Annotated in this window: 19 protein-coding genes; 14 read left to right on the plus strand and 5 right to left on the minus strand. The window is 68.6% G+C overall.

Annotated elements, in window-relative coordinates:
- The first annotated feature begins 6 nt into the window (after positions 1-6).
- The 7 genes from AC3EF3_RS04860 to AC3EF3_RS04890 are packed head-to-tail and all read left to right on the plus strand — an operon-like array spanning position 7 to position 7,382.
- Positions 7-954 (plus strand): ABC transporter permease, encoded by a 948-nt coding sequence (locus AC3EF3_RS04860; protein WP_488531024.1) that lies wholly within the window; start codon positions 7-9, stop codon positions 952-954.
- On the plus strand, positions 951-1,793 hold the full coding sequence (locus AC3EF3_RS04865) for an ABC transporter permease (RefSeq protein ID WP_488531025.1): 843 nt from the start codon (positions 951-953) through the stop codon (positions 1,791-1,793). The genes AC3EF3_RS04860 and AC3EF3_RS04865 overlap by 4 nt, the downstream gene beginning before the upstream one ends.
- Entirely contained in the window at positions 1,793-2,797 is a 1,005-nt protein-coding gene (locus AC3EF3_RS04870; protein ID WP_488531026.1) for an ABC transporter ATP-binding protein, read from the plus strand. The genes AC3EF3_RS04865 and AC3EF3_RS04870 overlap by 1 nt, the downstream gene beginning before the upstream one ends.
- Entirely contained in the window at positions 2,794-3,759 is a 966-nt protein-coding gene (locus AC3EF3_RS04875; RefSeq protein ID WP_488531027.1) for an ABC transporter ATP-binding protein, read from the plus strand. Before AC3EF3_RS04870 ends, AC3EF3_RS04875 begins: the two co-directional genes overlap by 4 nt.
- Positions 3,756-5,030, plus strand: a complete 1,275-nt coding sequence (locus AC3EF3_RS04880) for an amino acid deaminase (protein ID WP_488531028.1) — start codon at positions 3,756-3,758, stop codon at positions 5,028-5,030. Before AC3EF3_RS04875 ends, AC3EF3_RS04880 begins: the two co-directional genes overlap by 4 nt.
- A 5-nt stretch (positions 5,031-5,035) precedes the next feature.
- Positions 5,036-5,950 (plus strand): MurR/RpiR family transcriptional regulator, encoded by a 915-nt coding sequence (locus AC3EF3_RS04885; RefSeq protein WP_488531029.1) that lies wholly within the window; start codon positions 5,036-5,038, stop codon positions 5,948-5,950.
- Positions 5,937-7,382 (plus strand): N-acyl-D-amino-acid deacylase family protein, encoded by a 1,446-nt coding sequence (locus tag AC3EF3_RS04890; RefSeq protein WP_488531030.1) that lies wholly within the window; start codon positions 5,937-5,939, stop codon positions 7,380-7,382. Before AC3EF3_RS04885 ends, AC3EF3_RS04890 begins: the two co-directional genes overlap by 14 nt.
- Here AC3EF3_RS04890 and AC3EF3_RS04895 read toward each other — a convergent pair whose 3' ends face one another.
- The 3 genes from AC3EF3_RS04895 to AC3EF3_RS04905 form a co-directional block, all read right to left on the minus strand.
- A complete protein-coding gene (locus AC3EF3_RS04895) occupies positions 7,383-8,417 on the minus strand; it encodes an L-idonate 5-dehydrogenase (protein ID WP_488531031.1) in 1,035 nt (344 codons plus the stop codon). It abuts the gene before it with no gap.
- A gap of 98 nt (positions 8,418-8,515) precedes the next feature.
- Positions 8,516-9,289, minus strand: coding sequence for a glucose 1-dehydrogenase (locus AC3EF3_RS04900; protein WP_488531032.1), 774 nt, complete (start codon positions 9,287-9,289; stop codon positions 8,516-8,518).
- Positions 9,289-11,025 (minus strand): IlvD/Edd family dehydratase, encoded by a 1,737-nt coding sequence (locus tag AC3EF3_RS04905; protein WP_488531033.1) that lies wholly within the window; start codon positions 11,023-11,025, stop codon positions 9,289-9,291. Before AC3EF3_RS04905 ends, AC3EF3_RS04900 begins: the two co-directional genes overlap by 1 nt.
- Before the next feature lie 123 nt (positions 11,026-11,148).
- Here AC3EF3_RS04905 and AC3EF3_RS04910 point away from each other — a divergent pair, with 123 nt between their 5' ends.
- The 7 genes from AC3EF3_RS04910 to AC3EF3_RS04940 all read left to right on the plus strand — a co-directional run bounded on the left by AC3EF3_RS04910 (position 11,149) and on the right by AC3EF3_RS04940 (position 17,989).
- Positions 11,149-12,042 (plus strand): 2-hydroxyacid dehydrogenase, encoded by an 894-nt coding sequence (locus AC3EF3_RS04910; protein ID WP_488533738.1) that lies wholly within the window; start codon positions 11,149-11,151, stop codon positions 12,040-12,042.
- An 83-nt stretch (positions 12,043-12,125) separates the two neighbouring features.
- Positions 12,126-13,505 (plus strand): ABC transporter substrate-binding protein, encoded by a 1,380-nt coding sequence (locus tag AC3EF3_RS04915; protein ID WP_488531034.1) that lies wholly within the window; start codon positions 12,126-12,128, stop codon positions 13,503-13,505.
- Positions 13,506-13,522: 17 nt separating this feature from the next.
- A complete protein-coding gene (locus tag AC3EF3_RS04920; protein ID WP_488531035.1) occupies positions 13,523-14,392 on the plus strand; it encodes a carbohydrate ABC transporter permease in 870 nt (289 codons plus the stop codon).
- Positions 14,393-14,394: 2 nt separating this feature from the next.
- The gene (locus AC3EF3_RS04925; RefSeq protein ID WP_488533739.1) at positions 14,395-15,231 is read left to right on the plus strand and encodes a carbohydrate ABC transporter permease; all 837 of its coding nucleotides are present in this window, start codon (positions 14,395-14,397) and stop codon (positions 15,229-15,231) included.
- A gap of 7 nt (positions 15,232-15,238) precedes the next feature.
- Positions 15,239-16,336 (plus strand): ABC transporter ATP-binding protein, encoded by a 1,098-nt coding sequence (locus AC3EF3_RS04930; RefSeq protein ID WP_488531036.1) that lies wholly within the window; start codon positions 15,239-15,241, stop codon positions 16,334-16,336.
- Positions 16,333-17,079, plus strand: coding sequence for a FadR/GntR family transcriptional regulator (locus AC3EF3_RS04935; RefSeq protein WP_488531037.1), 747 nt, complete (start codon positions 16,333-16,335; stop codon positions 17,077-17,079). The genes AC3EF3_RS04930 and AC3EF3_RS04935 overlap by 4 nt, the downstream gene beginning before the upstream one ends.
- Positions 17,080-17,206: 127 nt before the next feature.
- Positions 17,207-17,989: a transglutaminase-like domain-containing protein gene (locus tag AC3EF3_RS04940; protein WP_488531038.1), complete on the plus strand. Its 783-nt coding sequence runs from the start codon at positions 17,207-17,209 to the stop codon at positions 17,987-17,989.
- Here the strand turns inward: AC3EF3_RS04940 and AC3EF3_RS04945 are convergent.
- On the minus strand, positions 17,986-18,618 hold the full coding sequence (locus AC3EF3_RS04945; protein WP_488531039.1) for a Rossmann-fold NAD(P)-binding domain-containing protein: 633 nt from the start codon (positions 18,616-18,618) through the stop codon (positions 17,986-17,988). The two genes, AC3EF3_RS04940 and AC3EF3_RS04945, sit on opposite strands and share 4 nt — an antisense overlap.
- A gap of 116 nt (positions 18,619-18,734) precedes the next feature.
- Positions 18,735-20,453 carry a DEAD/DEAH box helicase gene (locus AC3EF3_RS04950; RefSeq protein ID WP_488531040.1) on the minus strand — a complete coding sequence of 573 codons (1,719 nt, stop codon included), beginning with the start codon at positions 20,451-20,453 and terminating at the stop codon, positions 18,735-18,737.
- Positions 20,454-20,653 lie beyond the last annotated feature (200 nt).

The raw sequence follows: 20,653 nt of genomic DNA on the forward strand, positions 1-20,653 counted from the left end.
AGGCCGATGCGATTCCTGTTCGGTCGGCTCGCGGGTGCGGCGGCGGTGCTGGCCATCGTCGCCGTGCTCGTGTTCGCGCTCACGCGGCTCGCGTCGGGCGATCCGGTCGCCGTCCTGCTCGGCGACCAGGCCACGGCCGAGGACATCGCGCAGGCGCGCGTGCGCTACGGCCTGGACAAGCCGCTGCCCGAACAGTTCGTGCTGTGGGCCAACCAGGTGCTGCACGGCAACCTGGGAGACTCGATCTTCCTGCAGCGGCCCGTGACGCAGGCTCTGCTCGAACGCGCCGAGCCGACGCTGTTCCTCGCGTTGTTCGCCGTGGCGATCGCCGCACTGATCGGCGTGCCCTGCGGCATGGCCGCCGCGATCTGGCGCGGCAGCGCCGCGGACCAGGCCGTGAGCAGCGTCGCGATGCTCGGCGCGAGCGTGCCGAGCTTCTGGCTCGGGCTGATCCTCATCCAGCTGTTCGCCGTGCACCTGGGCTGGTTCCCGGCCTCGGGCTACGGCGATCCCGGCATGGGCCTCGCGGATCGGCTCTATCACCTGGCGTTGCCCGCGACCGTGCTGGGCCTGCTCAACTCCGCGCTGATCATCCGCTTCACCCGCGCGTCGATGCTCGACATCCTCGGCGAGGACTACGTGCGCACCGCGCGCGCGAAAGGCCTGCCCGAACGGGTCGTCATGTTCAAGCACGTGCTGCGCAACGCGCTGGTGCCGATCATCACGGTGATCGGCCTCACGGTCGCGCTGATGATCGGCGGCACCGTGGTGACCGAAACCGTGTTCAACCTGCCGGGCGTCGGCAACCTGGTCGTGCGCGCGGTGCTGCGGCGCGATTACCCGGTGATCCAGGGCACGCTGCTCGTGATCGCGGCAATCTACGTTCTGATCAACCTCGCGATCGACCTGACGTACACGCTGGTCGACCCGCGCATCCGGCTGGAAGGCAAATGAACGGCTTGATGCTCGCGCTGCGGCGCCTGTTCGCGCGCAAGGTCGTGCTGGTCGCGGCGCTCGCGCTCATCGCGGTGGTGCTCACGGCGGTGCTGTTCCCGCTCGTCTGGGGCGCGGATCCGAACGAGATCGCGGTGGCGCAGCGGCTGCATGCGCCTTCGGCCGAACACCTCGCGGGCACCGACGAGCTCGGGCGCGACGTGATGCTGCGCATCGTGCATGGCGCGCGCTACTCGCTGCTGATCGGCGCCGTGACGGCGGCGGGTGCGGTGCTGTTCGGAACCCTGCTCGGCATGCTGGCGGGCTTTTTCCGGAAGCTCGATGCGCCGGTCATGCGCGTGATCGACGCGATGATGGCTTTCCCCGACATCCTGCTGGGCATCGCGCTGGTGTCCATCCTCGGCGTGTCGCTGTGGAACGTGATCCTGGCGCTGGTGATCGTCTACACGCCGCGGGTCGCGCGGGTGGTGCGCGCCGCGACGCTGGTGCTGCGGGAGCTGCTCTTCGTCGACGCCGCTCGCGCGCTCGGTGTCCGCACGCCGCGCATCCTCGCGTCGCACATCCTGCCGAACCTGATGTCGCCGGTGCTGGTGCAGGTCACCTTCATCTTCGCCTACGCGATCCTCGCGGAGGCGGGCCTGTCCTTCCTCGGCGTCGGCGTGCCGCCGGACATCCCCACCTGGGGCACGATGATCGCCGGCAGCCTCGAATACGCCGACAAGGCGTTCTGGACCATCCTGTCGCCGGGGCTGGCGATCGTGCTCACGGCGCTGTCGCTGCAGATGCTGGGCGACGGCGTGCGCGACCTGCTCGACCCGAAACTGAAGAAGGCTACCTGATGAGCGCGCGCCTCGAGGTCCAGGGCCTTTCGACCTCCTTCGCGACCGATGCGGGCCGCATCCAGAGCGTGGCCGACGTGTCGTTCGCGATCGCGCCGGGCCGCACGCTGGCGCTGGTGGGCGAATCGGGTTCGGGCAAGTCGGTGACGAGCCTGTCGCTCATGGGCCTGCACGCCCGGACCTCGCAGCCCCAGGTCGCGGGCGAGGCGTGGTTCGTGCGGCGCGACGGGCGGCGCGTGAACCTGCTCGCGATTTCCGAGGCCCAACGGCGCCAGCTGCGCGGCAACGAGCTCGCGATGATCTTCCAGGAGCCGATGACCAGCCTGAACCCGGTGCTCACGATCGGCGAGCAGATCGCCGAGAGCGTGCGGCTGCACAAGGGTGTGGACCGTACGGCAGCGGCTGCGCGCGCGCTTCGCATGCTCGAGCTCGTCGAAATCCCCGCGGCGGCGCGGCGCCTGCACGAGTACCCGCACCAGCTTTCCGGCGGCATGCGCCAGCGCGTGATGATCGCCATGGCGATGGCCTGCGATCCGACGCTGCTCATCGCCGATGAGCCGACCACCGCGCTCGACGTCACGATCCAGGCGCAGATCCTCGCGCTCATGGGTCGCTTGCAGAAGGAAACCGGCATGAGCCTGCTTTTCATCACGCACAACCTCGGCGTCGTCGCGCAGTACGCCGACGACGTCGCCGTGATGTATGCCGGCCGCATCGTCGAGACGGCGCCGGTGCACGAGCTGTTCGCGAATCCGTGCCACCCGTACACGCGCGGCCTGCTCGCGTGCCTGCCGGGCGTCGCCCGGGCGCACGGCGCCAAGCGGCGGCTCACGGCGATCCCGGGCCAGGTGTCGAGCCCGCTCGCCCCGCCGCCGGGTTGCGCGTTCGCGCCCCGCTGCCCGATGCGGACCGACGAATGCGACTCGGCGATGCCGCAGCTGGAAGCCGCCGGGCCGCTGCGCCAGGTGCGTTGCATCCACGTGCGCGAGGAGGTGGCCGCGTGAACCTGATCGAAGTGCGCGGCCTGCGCAAGCATTTCGGCAGCGGGGCACACCCGGTGCGCGCGGTCGACGACGTGAGCTTTTCGATCCGTGAAGGCGAGACGCTCGGCCTCGTCGGGGAATCGGGCTCGGGCAAGAGCACGATCGGCCGGCTGCTCACACGGCTCGTCGATCCCACGTCCGGCGAGATGCTGTACGGCCAGAACGGCGACACGCGCGACCTCGCGCGCCTCACGCAATCGCAATACCGGCCGCTGCGCTCGCAGATCCAGATCATCTTCCAGGACCCGTACGCCAGCCTGAACCCGCGCATGCGCATCCGGCAGGTGCTGGGCGAGGCGCTCGACACGCACGGCCTCGCGCGCGGCAAGGCCCGCCTGCCGCGCATCCACGAGCTGCTGCAGCAAGTGGGCCTGCGACCCGAGCACGCGGACCGCTTCCCGCACGAGTTCTCGGGCGGCCAGCGCCAGCGCATCGGCATCGCGCGGGCGCTCGCGGTGCAACCGAAGTTCATCGTGGCCGACGAGCCGCTGTCGGCGCTGGACGTGTCCATCCAGGCGCAAGTCGTGAACCTGCTGGGCGAACTCAAGGAGCGGCTGGGCCTCACGCTGCTGTTCATCTCGCACGATCTGGACGTCGTCGAGTTCCTGTGCGACCGCGTGGTGGTGCTCTATCTCGGCCGGGTGATGGAGATCGCACCGACCGAGGAGCTGTTCGCCCGTCCGCAGCATCCGTACACGCGCGCGCTGCTGGCGGCCGCGCCCATTCCCGATCCCGCGCGCCGCCGCACGATCCCCCTCCTGCAGGGCGACCTGCCCAGCCCTGCGAATCCCCCGTCGGGCTGCGTCTTCCGCACGCGCTGCCCCCATGCCGTCGACGCCTGCGCCGGCGCCGACATGCAGTTGCGCGAGACGGGGCCCGGCCACTTCCAGGCCTGCTGGCGCACCGACCTGCCCGCCCCATGACGAACGACGACTTCACCCTCGACCATCGCAGCAAGAGCTACCCGCTTGCCGCGGAGCCTGTCGGCGCGTACCGCATCGCCGAGCGTGGCTGGAACCTGCTGGCCGACGACTTCGCGTATCCGGTCGCCGTGCTGCGCCGCCCGGCGGTGGAACACAACCTGCGCTGGATGCAGGATTTCGCGCGGCGCAAGGACGTGGAGCTGGCGCCGCACGGCAAGACGACGATGTCGCCCGAACTGTTCGCGCAGCAGCTGGCCACCGGCGCCTGGGGCCTGACCTTCGCCACCGTGTTCCAGGCGGCGGTGGGCGTGGCCGCCGGCGCGAAGCGGGTCGTGATCGCCAACCAGGTGGTGTGCGATGCCGACCTCGACGGGCTCGATGCGCTGCTGGCCCGCCATGCCGGCCTGCGCGTGTGGTTCCTCGTCGATTCGCTCGCCCAGCTCGCGCTGATCGAGGACTGGGCATCCCGGCGCGGCAAGGCCCGTCGCTTCGACGTGCTGCTGGAGATGGGTATCCCCGGCCAGCGCACCGGTTGCCGCACGCTGGAACAGGCGGTGGAGCTGGCCCACGCCATCGCGCGCTCCGCGTCGGCGCGGCTGGGTGGCATCGAGTGCTACGAAGGCGGCGTCGCCACCTGCGACAGCGAGCACGACGCGCGGGAGGTGACGGCGCTCGTGCGGCGCGTGCTCGAGACGGCGCAAGCCTGCGACGACGCGGATCTCTTCGCCGACGACGAGATCATGCTCACGGCGGGTGGCTCGGCCGTGTTCGACCTCGTGATCCCGCTGCTCCAGGCACGGGGATTGTCGAAGCCGGTGCGCGGCGTGTTGCGCTCGGGTTGCTATGTCACGCACGATCACGGCAACTACGCCCGCTTCCTGAAGAACGTCGAAAAGCGCGAAGGCCTGGACGAATCGCTGCGGCCCGCGCTGGAAGTGTGGGCCATGGTGCAGTCGGTGCCCCAACCGGGGCTGGCCTTGCTCACCTGCGGCCGCCGCGACATCTCCTACGACCTGGAGATGCCGATCCCGATCAAGCACGCACCGCGCGGCGCGGGTGTCGCGGCCGCCGCGCCGCAGGGCTGGAAGATCAGCGCGCTCAACGACCAGCACGCCTACCTGCGCTTCGATCCGGCCGGCGCCGCGCCGAAGGTCGGCGACCGCGTGGGCCTGGGCATCTCGCACCCGTGCACGACCTTCGACAAATGGCGCTGGATGCCCGTGATCGAGGACGACGGCGCCGTCACCGGCGCGATCCACACGCGGTTCTGAAGAACATGAACGATTCGGCACACGGCCTGATCCGGCGCATGCGCGAGAGCCTCGACGGTTTGCCCGCGGCGCAGCGCAGCGTCGTCGGCGTCATCCTCGAGGACCCGCGCGCCGCCGCCGGCGCGACGGTGGAACAGCTCGCGCAGGCCTCGGGCGTGTCGATGCCGACCATCGTGCGCACCTGCCGCAGCTTCGGCTACGGGTCGGTGCGCGAATTCATGCTGGCGCTCGCGCAGGACGTCGCGGTGTCGGGCTCGTACCTGCACCGCAGCGTGCTGCCCGAGGACGGCGCCGCCGACGTGGCGAGCAAGATCGTGCAGGCGGCGGTGTCGTCGCTCGCGCAGCTGGGCCGCCACGTCGACGCGAGGGTGATCGACCGCGTGACGGACAAGCTGGCGCAGGCGAGCCGCATCGATTGCTATTCGGTCGGCGCGGCCTCGACCTTCATGGCGAGCGAGCTGCAAAGCCGCCTGTTCCGGCTGGGCCGGCACGCGAACGCGATCTTCGATGCGCACCAGCAGCTCGTGTCCGCGAGCACGCTCGGTCCGCAGGGCGTGGCGTTCGTGATCTCGCATGTGGGCCGGATGCCGTACACGCTGGAGGCGGCGCGGTTCGCGCGTTCGCAAGGCGCGACGGTGATCGCGCTCACGCAGCCCGGTACGCCGCTCGCCGAGATCGCGGATCCGCTGATCGCCGTGTCGGTGCCGCAGGACGCCGTGATGCGCGTGGGGACCGAGGCATATCTCGCGCACCTGGTGGTGATCGAGATCCTGATGGTGCGGCTCGCGCAGAAGCTCGGGCCGCAGGTGGCGCACGGGCTGCAGCAGTTCAAGCAACTGTTGCACCGGCATGGTTTCGACAGCGCGGAGTTCGAAGGCTCGCGCGACGGCAACGAGGAAGCAGGACATGGCAGGCAGTAAGGAAGCGACGCTGATCCGCGGCGCGACATTGGTCGACGGGACGGGCGCCGCGGCGCGCCGGGGTGATGTGCTGTTGGTGCAAGGGCGGATCGCGGCGGTCGGGACGGTCGATCCGAAGCGGGTCCCCGTCGGCACCGAGGAGGTCGACGCGCAGGGCCTGGTCGCCGCGCCGGGCTTCATCGACGTGCACACGCACGACGACGCCGCGGCGATCGACACGCCCGACATGCTGCCCAAGCTGTCGCAGGGCGTGACGACGGTGATCGTCGGCAATTGCGGCATCTCGCTGGCACCCGTCGTGACGGGCGACCCGCCCGCGCCCTTGTCGCTGCTGGGCAGGCAGCAGTTCCGGCACGCGAGCCTGGGCGACTATGCCCGCGCGATCGACCAGGCCCGCCCGGGCGTGAACGTCGCGGCGCTGATGGGGCACACGGCGCTGCGCGTGAAGCACGTGAAGGACCTCGCGCGGGCCGCGGACGCGGGCGAACGCGCGGCGATGGCCGCGGACCTGCAGGCAGCGATGGACGCGGGGGCACTGGGCCTGTCGTCGGGGGTGTTCTACCGCGAGGCTTACGCCGCGGACATGGACGAGCTCGTCGCGCTCGCGACCGTCGCGGCGCGCAGCGGCGGCATCTACGTGACGCACATCCGCGACGAGATGGCCGGCATCCTGCCCGCCATGATGGAAGCGGCGGGGACGGCGAAGCGCGCCGGATTGCCGCTCGTGCTCTCGCACCACAAGTGCGCGGGCCCCGCGAACTGGGGCCGCACGCGCGAGACGCTGCCGCTCATCGACGAGCTCGCGCGGGGACAGCCCCTCTCGCTCGACGTCTATCCGTACACCGCCGGCTCGACGGTCCTGCGCGAAGACATGGTCGACGGCGTGATCGACGTGCTGATCACGGGCAGCGAGCCGCACCCCGAGATGGCCGGACGCTGGATGGCCGATATCGCGAAGGAGTGGGGCGTCACGCAGCAGGAAGCCGCACGCCGGCTGCAGCCGGGCGGCGCGTGCTACTTCCAGATGCGAGAGGACGACGTGGAGCGCGTGATCGCGCATCCGCTTTCGATGATCGGCTCGGACGGCCTGCCGCACGACGAGCGCCCGCATCCGCGCCTGTGGGGCGCGTTCCCGCGCGTGCTGGCGTGCTACTGGCGCGAGAAGGGCTTGCTGAAGCTCGAACAGGCGATCCACAAGATGACCGGCCTGTCGGCGCGGCGCTTCGGCATCGCGCAGCGCGGCGAACTGCGCGAAGGCTTTGCGGCGGATGTCGTGCTGTTCGATCCGCAGCGTGTGCGCGACGTCGCGACGTTCGAGCAGCCCGAGCAGCTGAGCGAAGGGATCGAGCGCGTGTGGGTGAACGGCGTGGAGAGCTACCGCGCGGGCGAGGGCGTCACGACGCGCGCGGGACGGTTCCTGCGCCGCGCCTGATCACTCGAAGTCGAGCAGCACCTTCATCGCCTGCGTGCGGTCCGCCGCGAGGGCGAACGCGCGGCCCGCGTCGCGATAAGGCACCGTGGCCGAGATCAGCGGCTTGAGGTCGACCAGGCCCTTGTTCAGCAGCTCCACGGCGATGCCGAATTCCTCGTGGAAACGGAAGGTGCCGCGCAGCTCGAACTCCTTGGCGACGATCGCATTGATCGGCAGGTTCATCTCGCCGCCCAGGCCGAGCTGCACGATGATGCCGCGCGGGCGCAGCACGTCGAAGGCGCCGCGCAGTGCGCGCTCGTTACCGCTCGCCTCGAACAGCACATCGAACGAGCCCTTGTCCCCGGCGTAGGGCGCGAGCGCTTCGGGCTCCTGGGCGACGTTGATCGCGCGGTCCGCGCCGACCTTCAGCGCGCTGCGCAGCGGGAAATCGCCGACGTCGGTCACGACGATGGTCGACGCGCCGGCGCGGCGCGCGGCGATCACCGCCATCGCCCCGATCGGACCGCAGCCGGTGACGAGCACGTTCTTGCCGAGCAGCGGCCCGGCGCGGCGCACGGCGTGCAGTGCGACGGCGAACGGCTCGCACATCGCGCCTTCACGGTCGCTCACGTGGGCGGCGAGCTTGTGCGCCTGCGCCGCGTCGACGACGATCTCGCGCCGGAACGCGCCTTGCACGTGCGGCGTGCGCATCGCGCTGCCGTAGTAACGCATGTCCAGGCAATGGTTCTGCAGGCCTTGCTGGCAATACATGCATTGCCCGCACGGGCGGCTCGGGCTGATCGCGATGCGGTCGCCGGCGGCGAAGCCACTCACGCCCGCTCCGGTTTCCTCGATCACGCCCGCGACCTCATGGCCGAGCACCATCGGCTCCTTCACGCGCACGGTGCCGAAGCCGCCGTGGTTGAAATAGTGCAGGTCCGAGCCGCAGATGCCGCCGAAGCGCACGCGCACGCGCAACTGCCCGGGCCCGAGCGGGTCCGTGGGCACGTCCTCGATGCGCAGGTCCTTCGCGGCGTGGATGACGAGCGCTTCCATCGTCAGCCTCCGCACGGCCGCCCGAAGGAGGCTGAAGCCGCCTCGGGGGGCAGCGCACTACGCGAAGTGAGAAGCGTGGGGTCGAACATCCTTTCCTTTCAGAGCGTGGCGGTCACGCCGCCGTCGACGTACAGGATGTGGCCGTTCACGAAGTTCGAGGCGTCGCTCGCCAGGAACACCGCGGCGCCGAGCAGGTCCTCGACATCGCCCCAACGCCGCGAAGGCGTGCGGTTGACCAGCCAGGCACTGAATTCGGGGTTGTCCACCAGCGCCTGCGTGAGCTCGGTCTTGAAGTAGCCGGGCCCCAGGCCGTTGACCTGGATGCCGTGCGGGCCCCAGTCGATCGCCATGCCCTTGGTCAGCATCTTCACCGCACCCTTGCTCGCGGCGTAGGGCGCGATGTTGGGCCGGCCCAGCTCGCTCTGCACCGAGCAGATGTTGACGATCTTGCCGCGCTGGCGCGGGATCATGCGGCGCGCGACAGCCTGGCCGACCAGGAACACGCTGTCGACGTTGCAGGCCATGATCTGGTGCCAGTGCTCCTCCTCGAATTGCTCGAGCGGCGCGCGGCGCGTCATGCCGGCGTTGTTCACGAGGATGTCGACGGGGCCGACCTCGCTTTCGATGCGCTGGACGGCCTCGGCGACGGCGGCGCCATCGGTCACGTCGAACGACGAGGCGTGCACGTCGGCGCCTTGATCACGCAGCTGGGCCACCGCACGATCGAGCCGCGCCTTGTCCCGGCCGTTGAGCACCACGCGCGCACCGGCCGAGGCGAGTCCACCCGCAATGGCGAAACCGATGCCGGTGCTGGACCCCGTGACCAGCGCGACCCGATTCTTCAGGCCGAACTTGTCGAGGATGGAGGCCATCAGTGATTGTCCTTGGGCACGAACGAGCCTCGCGTGCCCACCAGGAAATCGAGGTCGGCGCCCTGGTCGGCCTGCAGCACGTGGTCGATGTACAGCTTCCAGTACCCCGAGTCCAGCGGCGGCTTCGGCGCTTTCCAGTCCTTCAGGCGCGCGGCGAGCTCCTCGTCGCTGATGTCCAGCTGCAATCTGCGGTTCGGCACGTCGAGCTCGATCATGTCCCCATTGCGCACGACCGCGAGCGGCCCGCCCGCCGCGGCTTCGGGGCAGGTGTGCAGCACCACGGTGCCGTAGGCCGTGCCGCTCATGCGCGCGTCGCTGATGCGGACCATGTCCGTGATCCCCTTGCGCAGCACCTTGGGCGGCAGCGGCATATTGCCCACTTCCGCCATGCCGGGGTAGCCCTTGGGCCCGCAGTTCTTCAGAACGAGGATGCAGGTCTCGTCCACGTCGAGGTTCTCGTCGTCGATGCGGCGATGGAAATCGTCCGAGTCCTCGAACACGACGGCGCGGCCCCTGTGCACCAGCAGTTCCGGCGTGGCCGCGCTCGGCTTGATCACGGCGCCGCGCGGCGCCAGGTTGCCGCGCAGGATCGCGATGCCCGCATGGTCCTTGAACGGCTTGTCCAGCGGGTGGATCACGTCCTCGTTGTAGTTCTGCGCGTCGGCGATGTTGTCGCGCACGGTCCTGCCGTTGGCCGTCACGGCGTCGAGATGCAGGAACTGCGAGATCTCCTTCATCACCACCGGCAGGCCGCCCGCGTAGCAGAAGTCTTCCATCAGGTGCTGGCCGGACGGCTGCAGGTTCACCAGGCACGGCATCTCGCTGCCCAGCCTTTCGAAATCGTCGATCGTCAGCTTGACGCCCAGGCGGCCGGCGATCGCGATCAGGTGGATCACCGCGTTGGTCGAGCCGCCGATGGCGGCCAGCGTACGGATCGCGTTCTCGAAGGCCTCGCGCGTGAGCACCTTCGAGATCTTCTGGTCCTCGTGCACCATCTCCACGATGCGCCGCCCGGCATTGCGCGCGATCACGTTGCGGCGGCCGTCGACGGCGGGGTAGGCGGCATTGCCCGGCAAACCCAGGCCGAGTGCCTCGACCATGCTGGCCATCGTCGAGGCCGTGCCCATGGTCATGCAGTGGCCGTGGCTGCGGTGCATGCAGCTCTCGGCCTCGAAGAAGTCCTGCAGCTTCAGCGTGCCGGCGCGCACCTGCTCGCTCATGCTCCACACGCCGGTGCCCGAGCCGAGCTCCTGGCCGCGCCATTTGCCGTTGAGCATTGGGCCGCCCGAGACGCCGATGGTCGGCAGGTCCACGCTCGATGCCCCCATGATGAGCGAGGGCGTGGTCTTGTCGCAGCCCATGAGCAGCACGACGCCGTCCACCGGGTTGCCGCGGATCGATTCCTCCACGTCCATGCTCGCGAGGTTGCGGTAGAGCATGGCGGTGGGGCGCAACAGCGTTTCGCCGAGCGACATCACCGGGAACTCGAGCGGGAAACCGCCCGCTTCGTACACGCCGATCTTCACCTGCTCAGCGAGGGTGCGGAAGTGCGAGTTGCACGGCGTCAGCTCGCTGAAAGTGTTGCAGATGCCGATGACCGGGCGGCCGTCGAACTGGTCGTGAGGCACGCCCTTGCCCTTGACCCAGCTGCGGTAGGCGAAGCCGTCGCGGTCCTGGCGGCCGAACCATTGTTGAGAACGAAGCTCCTGGGGTTTCTTGCGCGGCTTGTCGCTCATGGTGTTTCCTGCATTGACAGGCAACATCCTATCGTATGACGATTGGCTTTTCCGACCGTGAAAACCCCCAAGGAGACCCGCTTGCCCGCCATCGACGTGCTGCTCGCCCCGCGCCTGTCCCCGATGTACCTCGAACAACTCAAGGCCGAGTTCACGACCCATACGCAAGTGGACGCCTCCAACGCCGCGAAGATCCGCGGCTATGCCGCTTCCGGCGAATCGAAGGTTCCTGCGGACGTGATCGCGCAACTGCCGGCCCTGGAGATCATCTCGGTGATGGGCGTCGGCTACGACGGCGTGGACGTCGCCGCCGCCCGGTCGCGCGGCATCATGGTCACGCACACCCCGGACGTGCTCAACGACGACGTGGCCGATCTCGCGATCGCCCTCATGCTGGGGGCCGCGCGCCAGTTGCCGCAAGCCGACCGCTATGTGCGCGATGGCCAGTGGGCGGCCAAGGGCCCGATGCCGCTGGCACGCAAGATGTCCGGCGCGCGCCTGGGGCTCGTGGGCATGGGGCGCATCGGCCAGGCGATCGCGAATCGCGCGCTGGCCTTCGGCATGAGCGTCGCCTACACCGCGCGCTCGCCCAAGCCGCAGCTGCCCCACACCTATTACGCGGACGTGCGCGAGCTCGCGGCCCGGTCCGACTTCCTCGTCGTCATCACGCCCGGCGGCGCGGGCACGCGCCACCTCATCAACCGCGAGGTGCTGGAAGCGCTGGGACCCAAGGGGATCCTGGTGAACGTCGCGCGTGGCTCGGTGGTCGATGAACTCGCGCTGGTCGACGCCTTGCAACGCGGCGTGATCGCCGGTGCGGGCCTGGACGTGTTCGAGGCCGAGCCCATGGTGCCGCAGGCGCTGCGCGACATGCCGCAGGTCGTGCTCACGCCGCACATCGGCAGCGCGACCGGCGAGACGCGCCGCGCGATGGCCGACCTCGCGATGGACAACCTGCGCGCGCACTTCGCGGGCAAGCCGCTGTTGACGCCCGTGCCGGAGTGCCGTCAGGGCTGACCCGGAACGGGAAAACCCTCTTCGGGCGTGCGCGTCAATCATCATACGATAGGATTTTTGGGCCTCACAAGGAGACACGCGAAATGAAAATGAAACGATCGATCGCGCTCGCACTTGCGGCGTTCGGGCTGGTGGCCGCCACCGGCGCCGCACGCGCGGACGAGACGCTGACCGTGTTCTGGACCAAGGGCTTCTACAAGTCGGAAGACGATGCGCTGTTCGCGGCCATCAAGAAGTTCGAGGCCAAGCACAAGGGCGTGAAGGTCGAGCTCTCGCAATACCCGGTGCAGGACACCATCCCCAAGACCGTCGCCGCCCTCGATTCGGGCAACCCGCCGGACGTCGCGTACTCGGACGTGTATGACTTCCAGGTCACCGCCAAGTGGGCGTACGACGGCAAGCTCGAGGACATCTCCAGCGTGATCGACCCGATCCGCGCGAAGTTCGAGCCCACGGCGCTGTCCACCACGTTCCTCTACAACGACGCGGAGAAGAAGCGCGCGTACTACGCCTTCCCGATCAAGCAGCAGACCATGCACATCCAGTACTGGAAGGACATGCTGCACGACGCCGGCTTCAAGGAAACCGACATCCCGAAGGACTGGAAGGGTTACTGGAGCTTCTGGTGCGAGAAATTCCAGCCGGCCTATCGCCAGAAGTCCGGCTCGCGCGTGTACGGCACGGGCTTCCCGATGGGCGTGGATTCGAGCGACACGTTCTATTCGTTCCTGACCTTCATGGACGCGTACAACGTCAAGCTGGTGAACGACTCGGGCAAGCTGCTGGTGGACGACCCGGCCGTGCGCCAGGGCCTGATCAACGCGCTGTCCGACTACGTCATGCCCTACCAGAAGGGCTGCACGCCGCCTTCGTCGACGACCTGGAAGGACCCGGACAACAACAACGCCTTCCACAACCGCACGATCGCGCTCACGCACAACGCCACCATCTCGATCGCGGCCAAGTGGCTGGACGACATGAACAACACGACGCTGTCGGAGCAGCAGCGCGCGCAGGCCAAGAAGAACTACACCGAGAACATCGCCACCTCGGGCTTCCCGAACAAGCCGGACGGCAGCAAGATGATCTACCGCGCGGCGGTGAAGACCGGCGTGATCTTCAAGGACGCGAAGCACAAGGCGCTGGCCAAGCAGTTCGTCGCCTTCATGCTGGATGAGGCCAACCTCACGCCGTACGTCGAAGGCTCGCTCGGCCGCTGGTTCCCGGTGCAGAAGACGGCGCAACAAAGCGCGTTCTGGAAGTCGGACCCGCACCGCCTGGCCGTCTACAACCAGTTCATGAACGGCACCACGCCTTTCGAGTTCACCAAGAACTACAAGTTCACGGTCCTGAACAACGAGAACGTGTGGGGCAAGGCCATGAACCGCATCATCAACGAGAAGGTGCCGGTCGACAAGGCGGTGGACGAGATGATCGCCCGCATCAAGCAAGTGGCCGGCTGACGAGAGAGCGCTTCCCGATGTCCGCGACGATTCCTGTCGAGGCTGCGGCGCCGCCGGTGCGGCGCCGCGTCACCAGCTCCTGGCAGTTCTGGGGCCGGGCGCTGATCGTGCCCTACCTGGTGGTGTTCCTCGTCTTCGTGCTGTACCCCGTGGGCTATGGCCTGTGGCTCGCGCGGCATCCCGACAGCTACGTCCAGCTGGCCAGCGACCCGATCTTCTTCCGCACGGCGATCAACACGCTGGTGTTCATCGTCGTCGCGATCAACCTGAAGATGCTGGTGGCGCTGCTGCTCTCGGGCTTTTTCGTGACCGAGCGCTGGTGGATCAAGCTGCTGTCCGCGCTGTTCATCCTGCCGTGGGCCGTGCCGTCGATCCCGACGATCCTGTCGGTGCGCTTCATGCTCAACCCGGAGTGGGGCGTCATCAACAGCACGATCTTCCGGCTGACCGGCGCCGACGGGCCGAACTGGCTGAACGATCCGACGCTCGCCCTCACGTTCTCCATGCTGATGCACGTCTGGAAATCGCTGCCGTTCTGGACGCTGATCCTGGTGGCCGGGCGCCTGGCGATTCCCGGCGAGCAGTACGAGGCCGCGTCGGTCGACGGCGCCTCGCGCTGGCAGAAGTTCCGCTTCATCACCTGGCCCTCGATGCGCGGGCTGTACCTCACGTCCACCGTGCTCTCGATGATCTGGACGCTGGGCGATTTCAACAGCGTGTACCTGCTCACGGGCGGCGGTCCTGCCGACCTCACGCACGTGCTCGCCACCCTGGGCATCCGCTACCTGCGCCTGGACCAAGTGGACCTCGCGATGGCGTCCATCGTCGTGGCCATGCCGCTGGTGCTGCCCCTCGTGTACTTCATGATGAAGAGGCTGTCCAAGTGAAGATGCGCAAAGTCCTCGACGAAGCGCGCCTGATCCTGATCGGGATCCCGGTGTTCCTGTGGACCATGATCCCGGTCTATCACCTCTTCGTGCTGTCGATCTCGCCGCGCGAATCGGTGACGGCAGGCAAGATCTGGCCGGACCACCCGACGCTCCACAACTTCGGCGTGGTGTTCCGCCAGGAGCACTTCTACCTGGTGAACTTCTGGGTGCAGCTGGGCAACTCGCTGGCCATCGCGCTCACCGTGGGCGTGCTCACGCTGATCATCGCGACCTGCGCGGCGTTCGCCATCAGCCGCTTGCGCGTGCGCGGCGGCCGTACGGTGATGAACCTCGCGCTCTTCACGTATTTCATCCCCGCGGCCTTCCTCGCCGTGCCGATGTACAAGGCGATGAGCAGCTACGGGCTGCTGAACAACCAGTGGGCGCTGATCCTCGCCATGGTGACGATCGCGTCGCCTTACTGCATCTGGGTGCTCAAGCAGGCGAGCGACAAATTGCCCTGGGAGCTGGACGAAGCCGCGCGCATGGACGGAGCCACCCCGCTGCAGTTGCTGCGCCTCGTGTACCTGCCGCTGATGGTGCCGTCGCTCGTCGCCGTCGGCACCTACGCGCTGCTGCTCGCATGGAACGAGTACCTGTACGCTTTCCTGCTGCTGTCGCGCGACGAGAGCATGACGCTCGCCGTCGCCCTCGGCCACTTCCTCTCCTCGGACGATTCGCCGTGGGAGCTGCTGATGGCCACGGGCTTCATCTACGCGCTGCCGCCGGCGGCGATCTATTACGCGTTCAAGCGCTACATGGTGTCCGGCATCACCGCCGGCGCAGTCAAGAGCTGAGTCAAAGATGGCATCCGTATCCTTCCGTCAAATCCAGAAGTCCTTTGCCAAGGCCAAGGTCATCCACGGCATCAGCTTCGACATCACCGACGGCGAGTTCGTCGTGCTGGTCGGCCCGTCGGGCTGCGGCAAGTCCACCCTGCTGCGCATGTTGGCCGGCCTGGAGGAAATCTCCGGCGGCGAGATCGCGATCGACGGCAAGGTCGTGAACGAGCTCGAGTCCAAGGATCGCGACATCGCGATGGTGTTCCAGAGCTACGCGCTCTACCCGCACATGACGGTGCGCGAGAACATGGCGTTCAGCCTGCGTCTGCGCCGGGCCGACGACAAGCTCACGGGCGAGCGCGTGGCCCACGCCGCGCACATCCTGAACCTCGACGCGCTGCTGGATCGCTACCCGCGCGAGCTGTCGGGCGGCCAGCGCCAGCGCGTGGCGATGGGCCGCGCGATCGTGCGCGACCCCAAGGTGTTCCTCTTCGACGAGCCGCTGTCCAACCTCGACGCGAAGCTGAGGGTCGCGATGCGCGCCGAGATCAAGGCGCTGCACCAGCGGCTCAAGACCACCACGGTGTACGTCACGCACGACCAGATCGAGGCGATGACGATGGCCGACCGCATCGTGGTGATGCACGACGGCATCGTCGAGCAGATCGGCACGCCGCTCGAATTGTTCGACCGCCCGGGCAACCTGTTCGTCGCGCAGTTCATCGGCTCGCCGGCCATGAACGTGATCGAAGGCACGATGCGCGTCGAAGGCGGCCGCGCCTGGGTCGAGGCCGAGGGCCAGCGCTGGCCGGTGGACCTGATGCCGGGCGTCGCCGACGGCCAGCGGGTGCACTACGGCGTGCGCCCGACCGACCTCTCGATCTCCACTTCGGACGAGGGCGTCCCCGCCAAGGTGATCGTCGTCGAGCCCACGGGCGCGGAAACCGAATTGCTGCTCGAAGTCGGCCGGGCGCAGATCGTGCTGGTGATGCATGGCCGCACCGGGCTGCAGCCCGATGACATGGTGAAGCTGCGCGTGGACGCCCGCAAGACGCACGTCTTCGACGGTGCGACGGGCAAGCGCGTCGGCAACGGCACGGTGGCGTCGCCCATGCAATGAAAATCAAGAACGTCCACGGCAATACGGTGGACCGCCTGGGCGAGCAGATCGTGCGCGGCGTGTACGAGCCGGGCGACGCCATGCCACCGGAGCCGCTGCTCTGCGAAGAGCTGGGCGTGAGCCGCACGGTGGTGCGCGAGGCGGTGAAGTCGCTGGTCGCCAAGGGCATGATCACCACCGGCCCGAAGGTCGGCACGCGCGTCCAGCCTTCCGACCAGTGGAACTGGTTCGACCCCGACGTGATCCGCTGGCAATCCAACGCGGGGCTCACGCGCGACTTCCTGCGCGACCTGCAGGACCTGCGGCGCGTGCTGGAACCCGCCGCGGTGCGCATGGCGGCCGAGCGCGCGACGCCGCGCGACATCCGCGACATCGAGGCCGCCTACGAAGGCATGCGCAGCGCGATCGAGGAAGGCGGCGACTATGTCACGCACGATCTGCGCTTCCACCAGGGGTTGCTGCGTGCCTGCCGCAACCGGATGATCGTGCAAATGAGCAAGGCGATCGGCGCGCTGCTCCGTACCAGCTTCGAGATCTCCACCAGCAAGAAGGGCGGGCCGCGCGCGTCGCTGCCGCTGCACCGCGCCGTGCTGGACGCGGTGATCGCGCACGACCCGGTGCGGGCCGAGAAGGCGATCCTGGTGCTGATCGACGGCGCCGCCAACGACATCGAATCGGTGCTGGCCGGCCGCAAGCGCCTGCCGCGGCTGAACACGCCGGCGCTGCCGCTGCCGGGCGCGTGAGAACCTTCGACCACCTGCACACCGTGATCGAGCCGGCCGGCAGGCCGCGTCGTTGGGCACGACGCCGCGATGCAGGCCGGAAGTGGATTCGCTGCCGCCCTTGCGGGCCTTGGCTAGAATCGGCGGCGTGCGCGAAGTACTGCCCGCGGAATCGCAGCCTCGAGAGCCCGATGGACCCGAGCAGTGGCTCGGCTCCACTGAAATGCTGGACCTGGGCGACGCCAAGCTCCGCCTGCGCAGCCGGGCCCTGACGCAACTGGCGAAGAACGAACGCGAGAAGGCCCTGGCCATCTACGGCTTCGTCAAGCGCATGCCGTTCGCCAGGCCCTTCAAGTTCAAGCTGCGCAGCCCGCGCCAGGTGATCGCCGCCGGGCGCGGCGACGCGCTCGACAAGGTGGGCCTCCTCGTCGCGCTGCTGCGCATCGCCGGCATCCCCGCGCGCGTGCGCTACATGCAGCTGCCCGGCGAGATGCTGCGTGGCCTGATCTCGCGCATGTCGAGCGCCGCACGCCCGGTGGCCGAGATGTGGATTGGCGGACAGTGGATCGCCACCGACACGTACATCTTCGATGCCGCCTATATGGCCGCCGCGCGCCAGCGCCTGCGGGAAGAGGGCTGGGAGTGCGGCTACGGCATCCACCGCGCCGGCGCTTCGATCTGGAACGGCCGGCAGGACGCCTTCCTCACGGGCGAGGCGGTGGCGCGAGAGAACCTGTTGCGCGGGCCCGAAGGCGTTTTCGCGGACCCGCTCGGCTTCGTGTCCAGCCCCCAGTGGCGCAACACGCACCCCGCGCTCGCGAGCGCCGTGCACTGGAACATGATGGTGCCCTCCATGGGCAAGGTGATCCGCGAGCTGCGCGAGGAAGCCGTCAGCGGCACGCCGGCGCGACGGCGCTCGCCGCCCTCCTAGCCGTCGCGCAGTTCGCCCGAGAGCATGACGCGCCGTCCCTTCGACGACGGCACGGCCTGCAGCAAGGCGCGCGCGACGCTGGCCACGGAAACCGATCGGTAATTGCGCGGGATCACCGCACCGAACCAGCGCGAGATGTTCAACGCCAGGCCTTCGCCCCTGCGCACCGGCTGGTCGAGCGACGCGCGGTCGCCGGCGAGCATCGAGGGTCGGGCGATGACGAGCGTCTCGAAGCCGAGCGAGGCGAGGGCTTGTTCCATCTCGCCTTTCACGCGGCTGTAGAAGACGGACGAGCGCGGATCGGCACCCATCGCGCTCACCACGCCGAGCTTGGTCGCGCCGGCGGCCTTCGCGGCCCGGGCCGTGTTCACGACCGCGTCGAAATCGACGGCACGGAATGCCGGCTGGCTGCCCGCCACCTTGATCGTCGTGCCCAGCGCGATGTAGCACTCGTCGACCGCAGGCAGGGGCGGCAAGGCCGCGAAGTCGACCCGGTATTGCGCCAATCGAGGATCGCTCACGTCCAGCTCGCGGCGGCCGAGGCTGTGGATCCGGCCCACCGTGCGGTCGGCCAGCAAGCCCTGGAGGATCTCCCGGCCGACCAGGCCGGAAGCGCCTGCGAGAAGCACGGACCGCGTACCTGGAGGGTCAGCCATCGCGCAAGTATGCACTTCCCCGCTTGGCCCGGCGTCTGGGCCGGCCAGCGTCGTCGCGCGCCGGCCCCGCAGGTCCTCGATCCAGGAGATCAGCGGCCGTAGCGGCTGTTGGCGCGCGCGCCGAACCCGCCACCATTGCCGCCGCCGCTGCCGCGATTGCGGTTGCCACCGCCGCGGCGGTTCGTCGCGCCCATGCTGTCGATGCTGGTGCGTGTCGGGTCCGGCTGGCCGTTGGTGTTGACGCGCTGCACGCCGGTCATGTCGCGCCGGCTCGGCAGGTTGGTGCGCAGCGGATCGACGTTGCGCGGCATGCGGTCTTCGTCCCGGACATCGTCGCGCACCTCGCGCACGTCGCGCTCGCGCCGCTGGCCATTGCCGTTGTTGCCGTTGTGCCCGTTGCGCTGGGCTTGCTGGCCGCTGTGGCCGTTGCGCGGCTTCGGCTGTTGCGCAGCCCGCTGGCCATTGCCGTTGCCGTTGCCCTGCGCCTGCTGCGGCTGCCGGTCCTTCTTTTCGCCTTGCGCCGCCTTGTTCTCGCGGATGCGCTGCATCATCTCCTGGCGCGCGGCCTTGGCGGCAGCGGCCATCACCTCGCGGCTGGGCGCCTTGCCCGCGCCGCCCCAGATCGTCTGGCGGCCCATGGCGATCGGCTCGGCGCGCTCACCGGCTTCCGGCCCGAAGCCCTCGATCACCTGCACGGGGATGCGCTGCTTGGTGAAGCGCTCGATCTCCTGCATGAAGCCTTCCTCGTCGAGGCAGACGAAGGACACGGCCTGGCCTTCCGCGCCCGCGCGGCCGGTGCGGCCGATGCGGTGCACGTAGTCCTCGGGCACGTTGGGGATCTCGTAGTTCACGACGTGGGGCAGGTCGTCGATGTCGATGCCGCGCGCGGCGATGTCGGTGGCCACCAGGGCGCGGATCTCGCCGCTCTTGAAGCCGCCGAGCGCCTGGGTGCGGGCGCTCTGGCTCTTGTTGCCGTGCAGCGCCATCGCCGTGACGCCATGCTTGTTCAGGTATTCGGCGACGTTGTTCGCACCGAACTTCGTGCGCGTGAAGACGAGCACCTGCGACCAGTCGTGCTCCTTGATCACGTGCGCGAGCAACTCCTTCTTCTTGCCGCGGCCCACCGGGTGCATCACCTGCGTGATGCGCTGCACCGTGGTGTTGCGCGGCGTGACCTGGATGCTCTGCGGGTTCTTCAGCAGGCTGTTGGCCAGCTCGCGGATGTCGTCGCTGAAGGTCGCGGAAAAGAGCAGGCTCTGCTTTTCCCGGGGCAACAGCGCGAGGATCTTCTTCACGTCGGGCAGAAAGCCCATGTCGAGCATGCGGTCGGCCTCGTCGAGCACGAGGATCTCGACCGTCGACAGGTCGAGGTGGCCCTGCTGCTGCAGGTCGAGCAGGCGGCCGGGCGTCGCCACGAGGATGTCGACACCGCGCCGGATGCGGTCGATCTGCGGATTCATGCCCACGCCGCCGAAGATCACCGCGGAGGTGAGCGGCAGGTGCTTGCCGTAAGTGCGGATGGATTCTTCCACCTGCGCGGCGAGTTCACGCGTGGGCGTGAGCACGAGGGCGGCGATGCCGTCCTTGCCGAACTTGTTCGTCTTGCTGCGGCCGGTGGTCAGCTTGTGCAGCATGGGCAGCGTGAAGGCGGCCGTCTTGCCGGTGCCGGTCTGGGCACCGCCGAGGATGTCGTGGCCCTCGAGGACGGCGGGAATGGCTTGCGCCTGGATGGGGGTGGGAGTTTCGTAGCCCTGCTCGCGCACGGCCTTGAGGATGGCGGGTGCCAGCTTCAGTTCGTCAAATGTCATTCTTGGAAACATGCTTGCGCCAGACCCTGGCGCGGGAATCGGCCTTTGGCGCACAGCTTGCGCCGGTCCAGTCAGAAGGCAGATGAGGTTGGAAGCGGGTGCTTGTCGGTTCGCAACGCGAGGAATCGCCGCACCCCAGCAGAACGCTGAGCTTGCGGGCAACTGGAGTCCGCAAGAGCCGCTATTGTCGCATGGATCGG

The organism is Ramlibacter sp. GS1-15 (genome assembly GCF_057785015.1).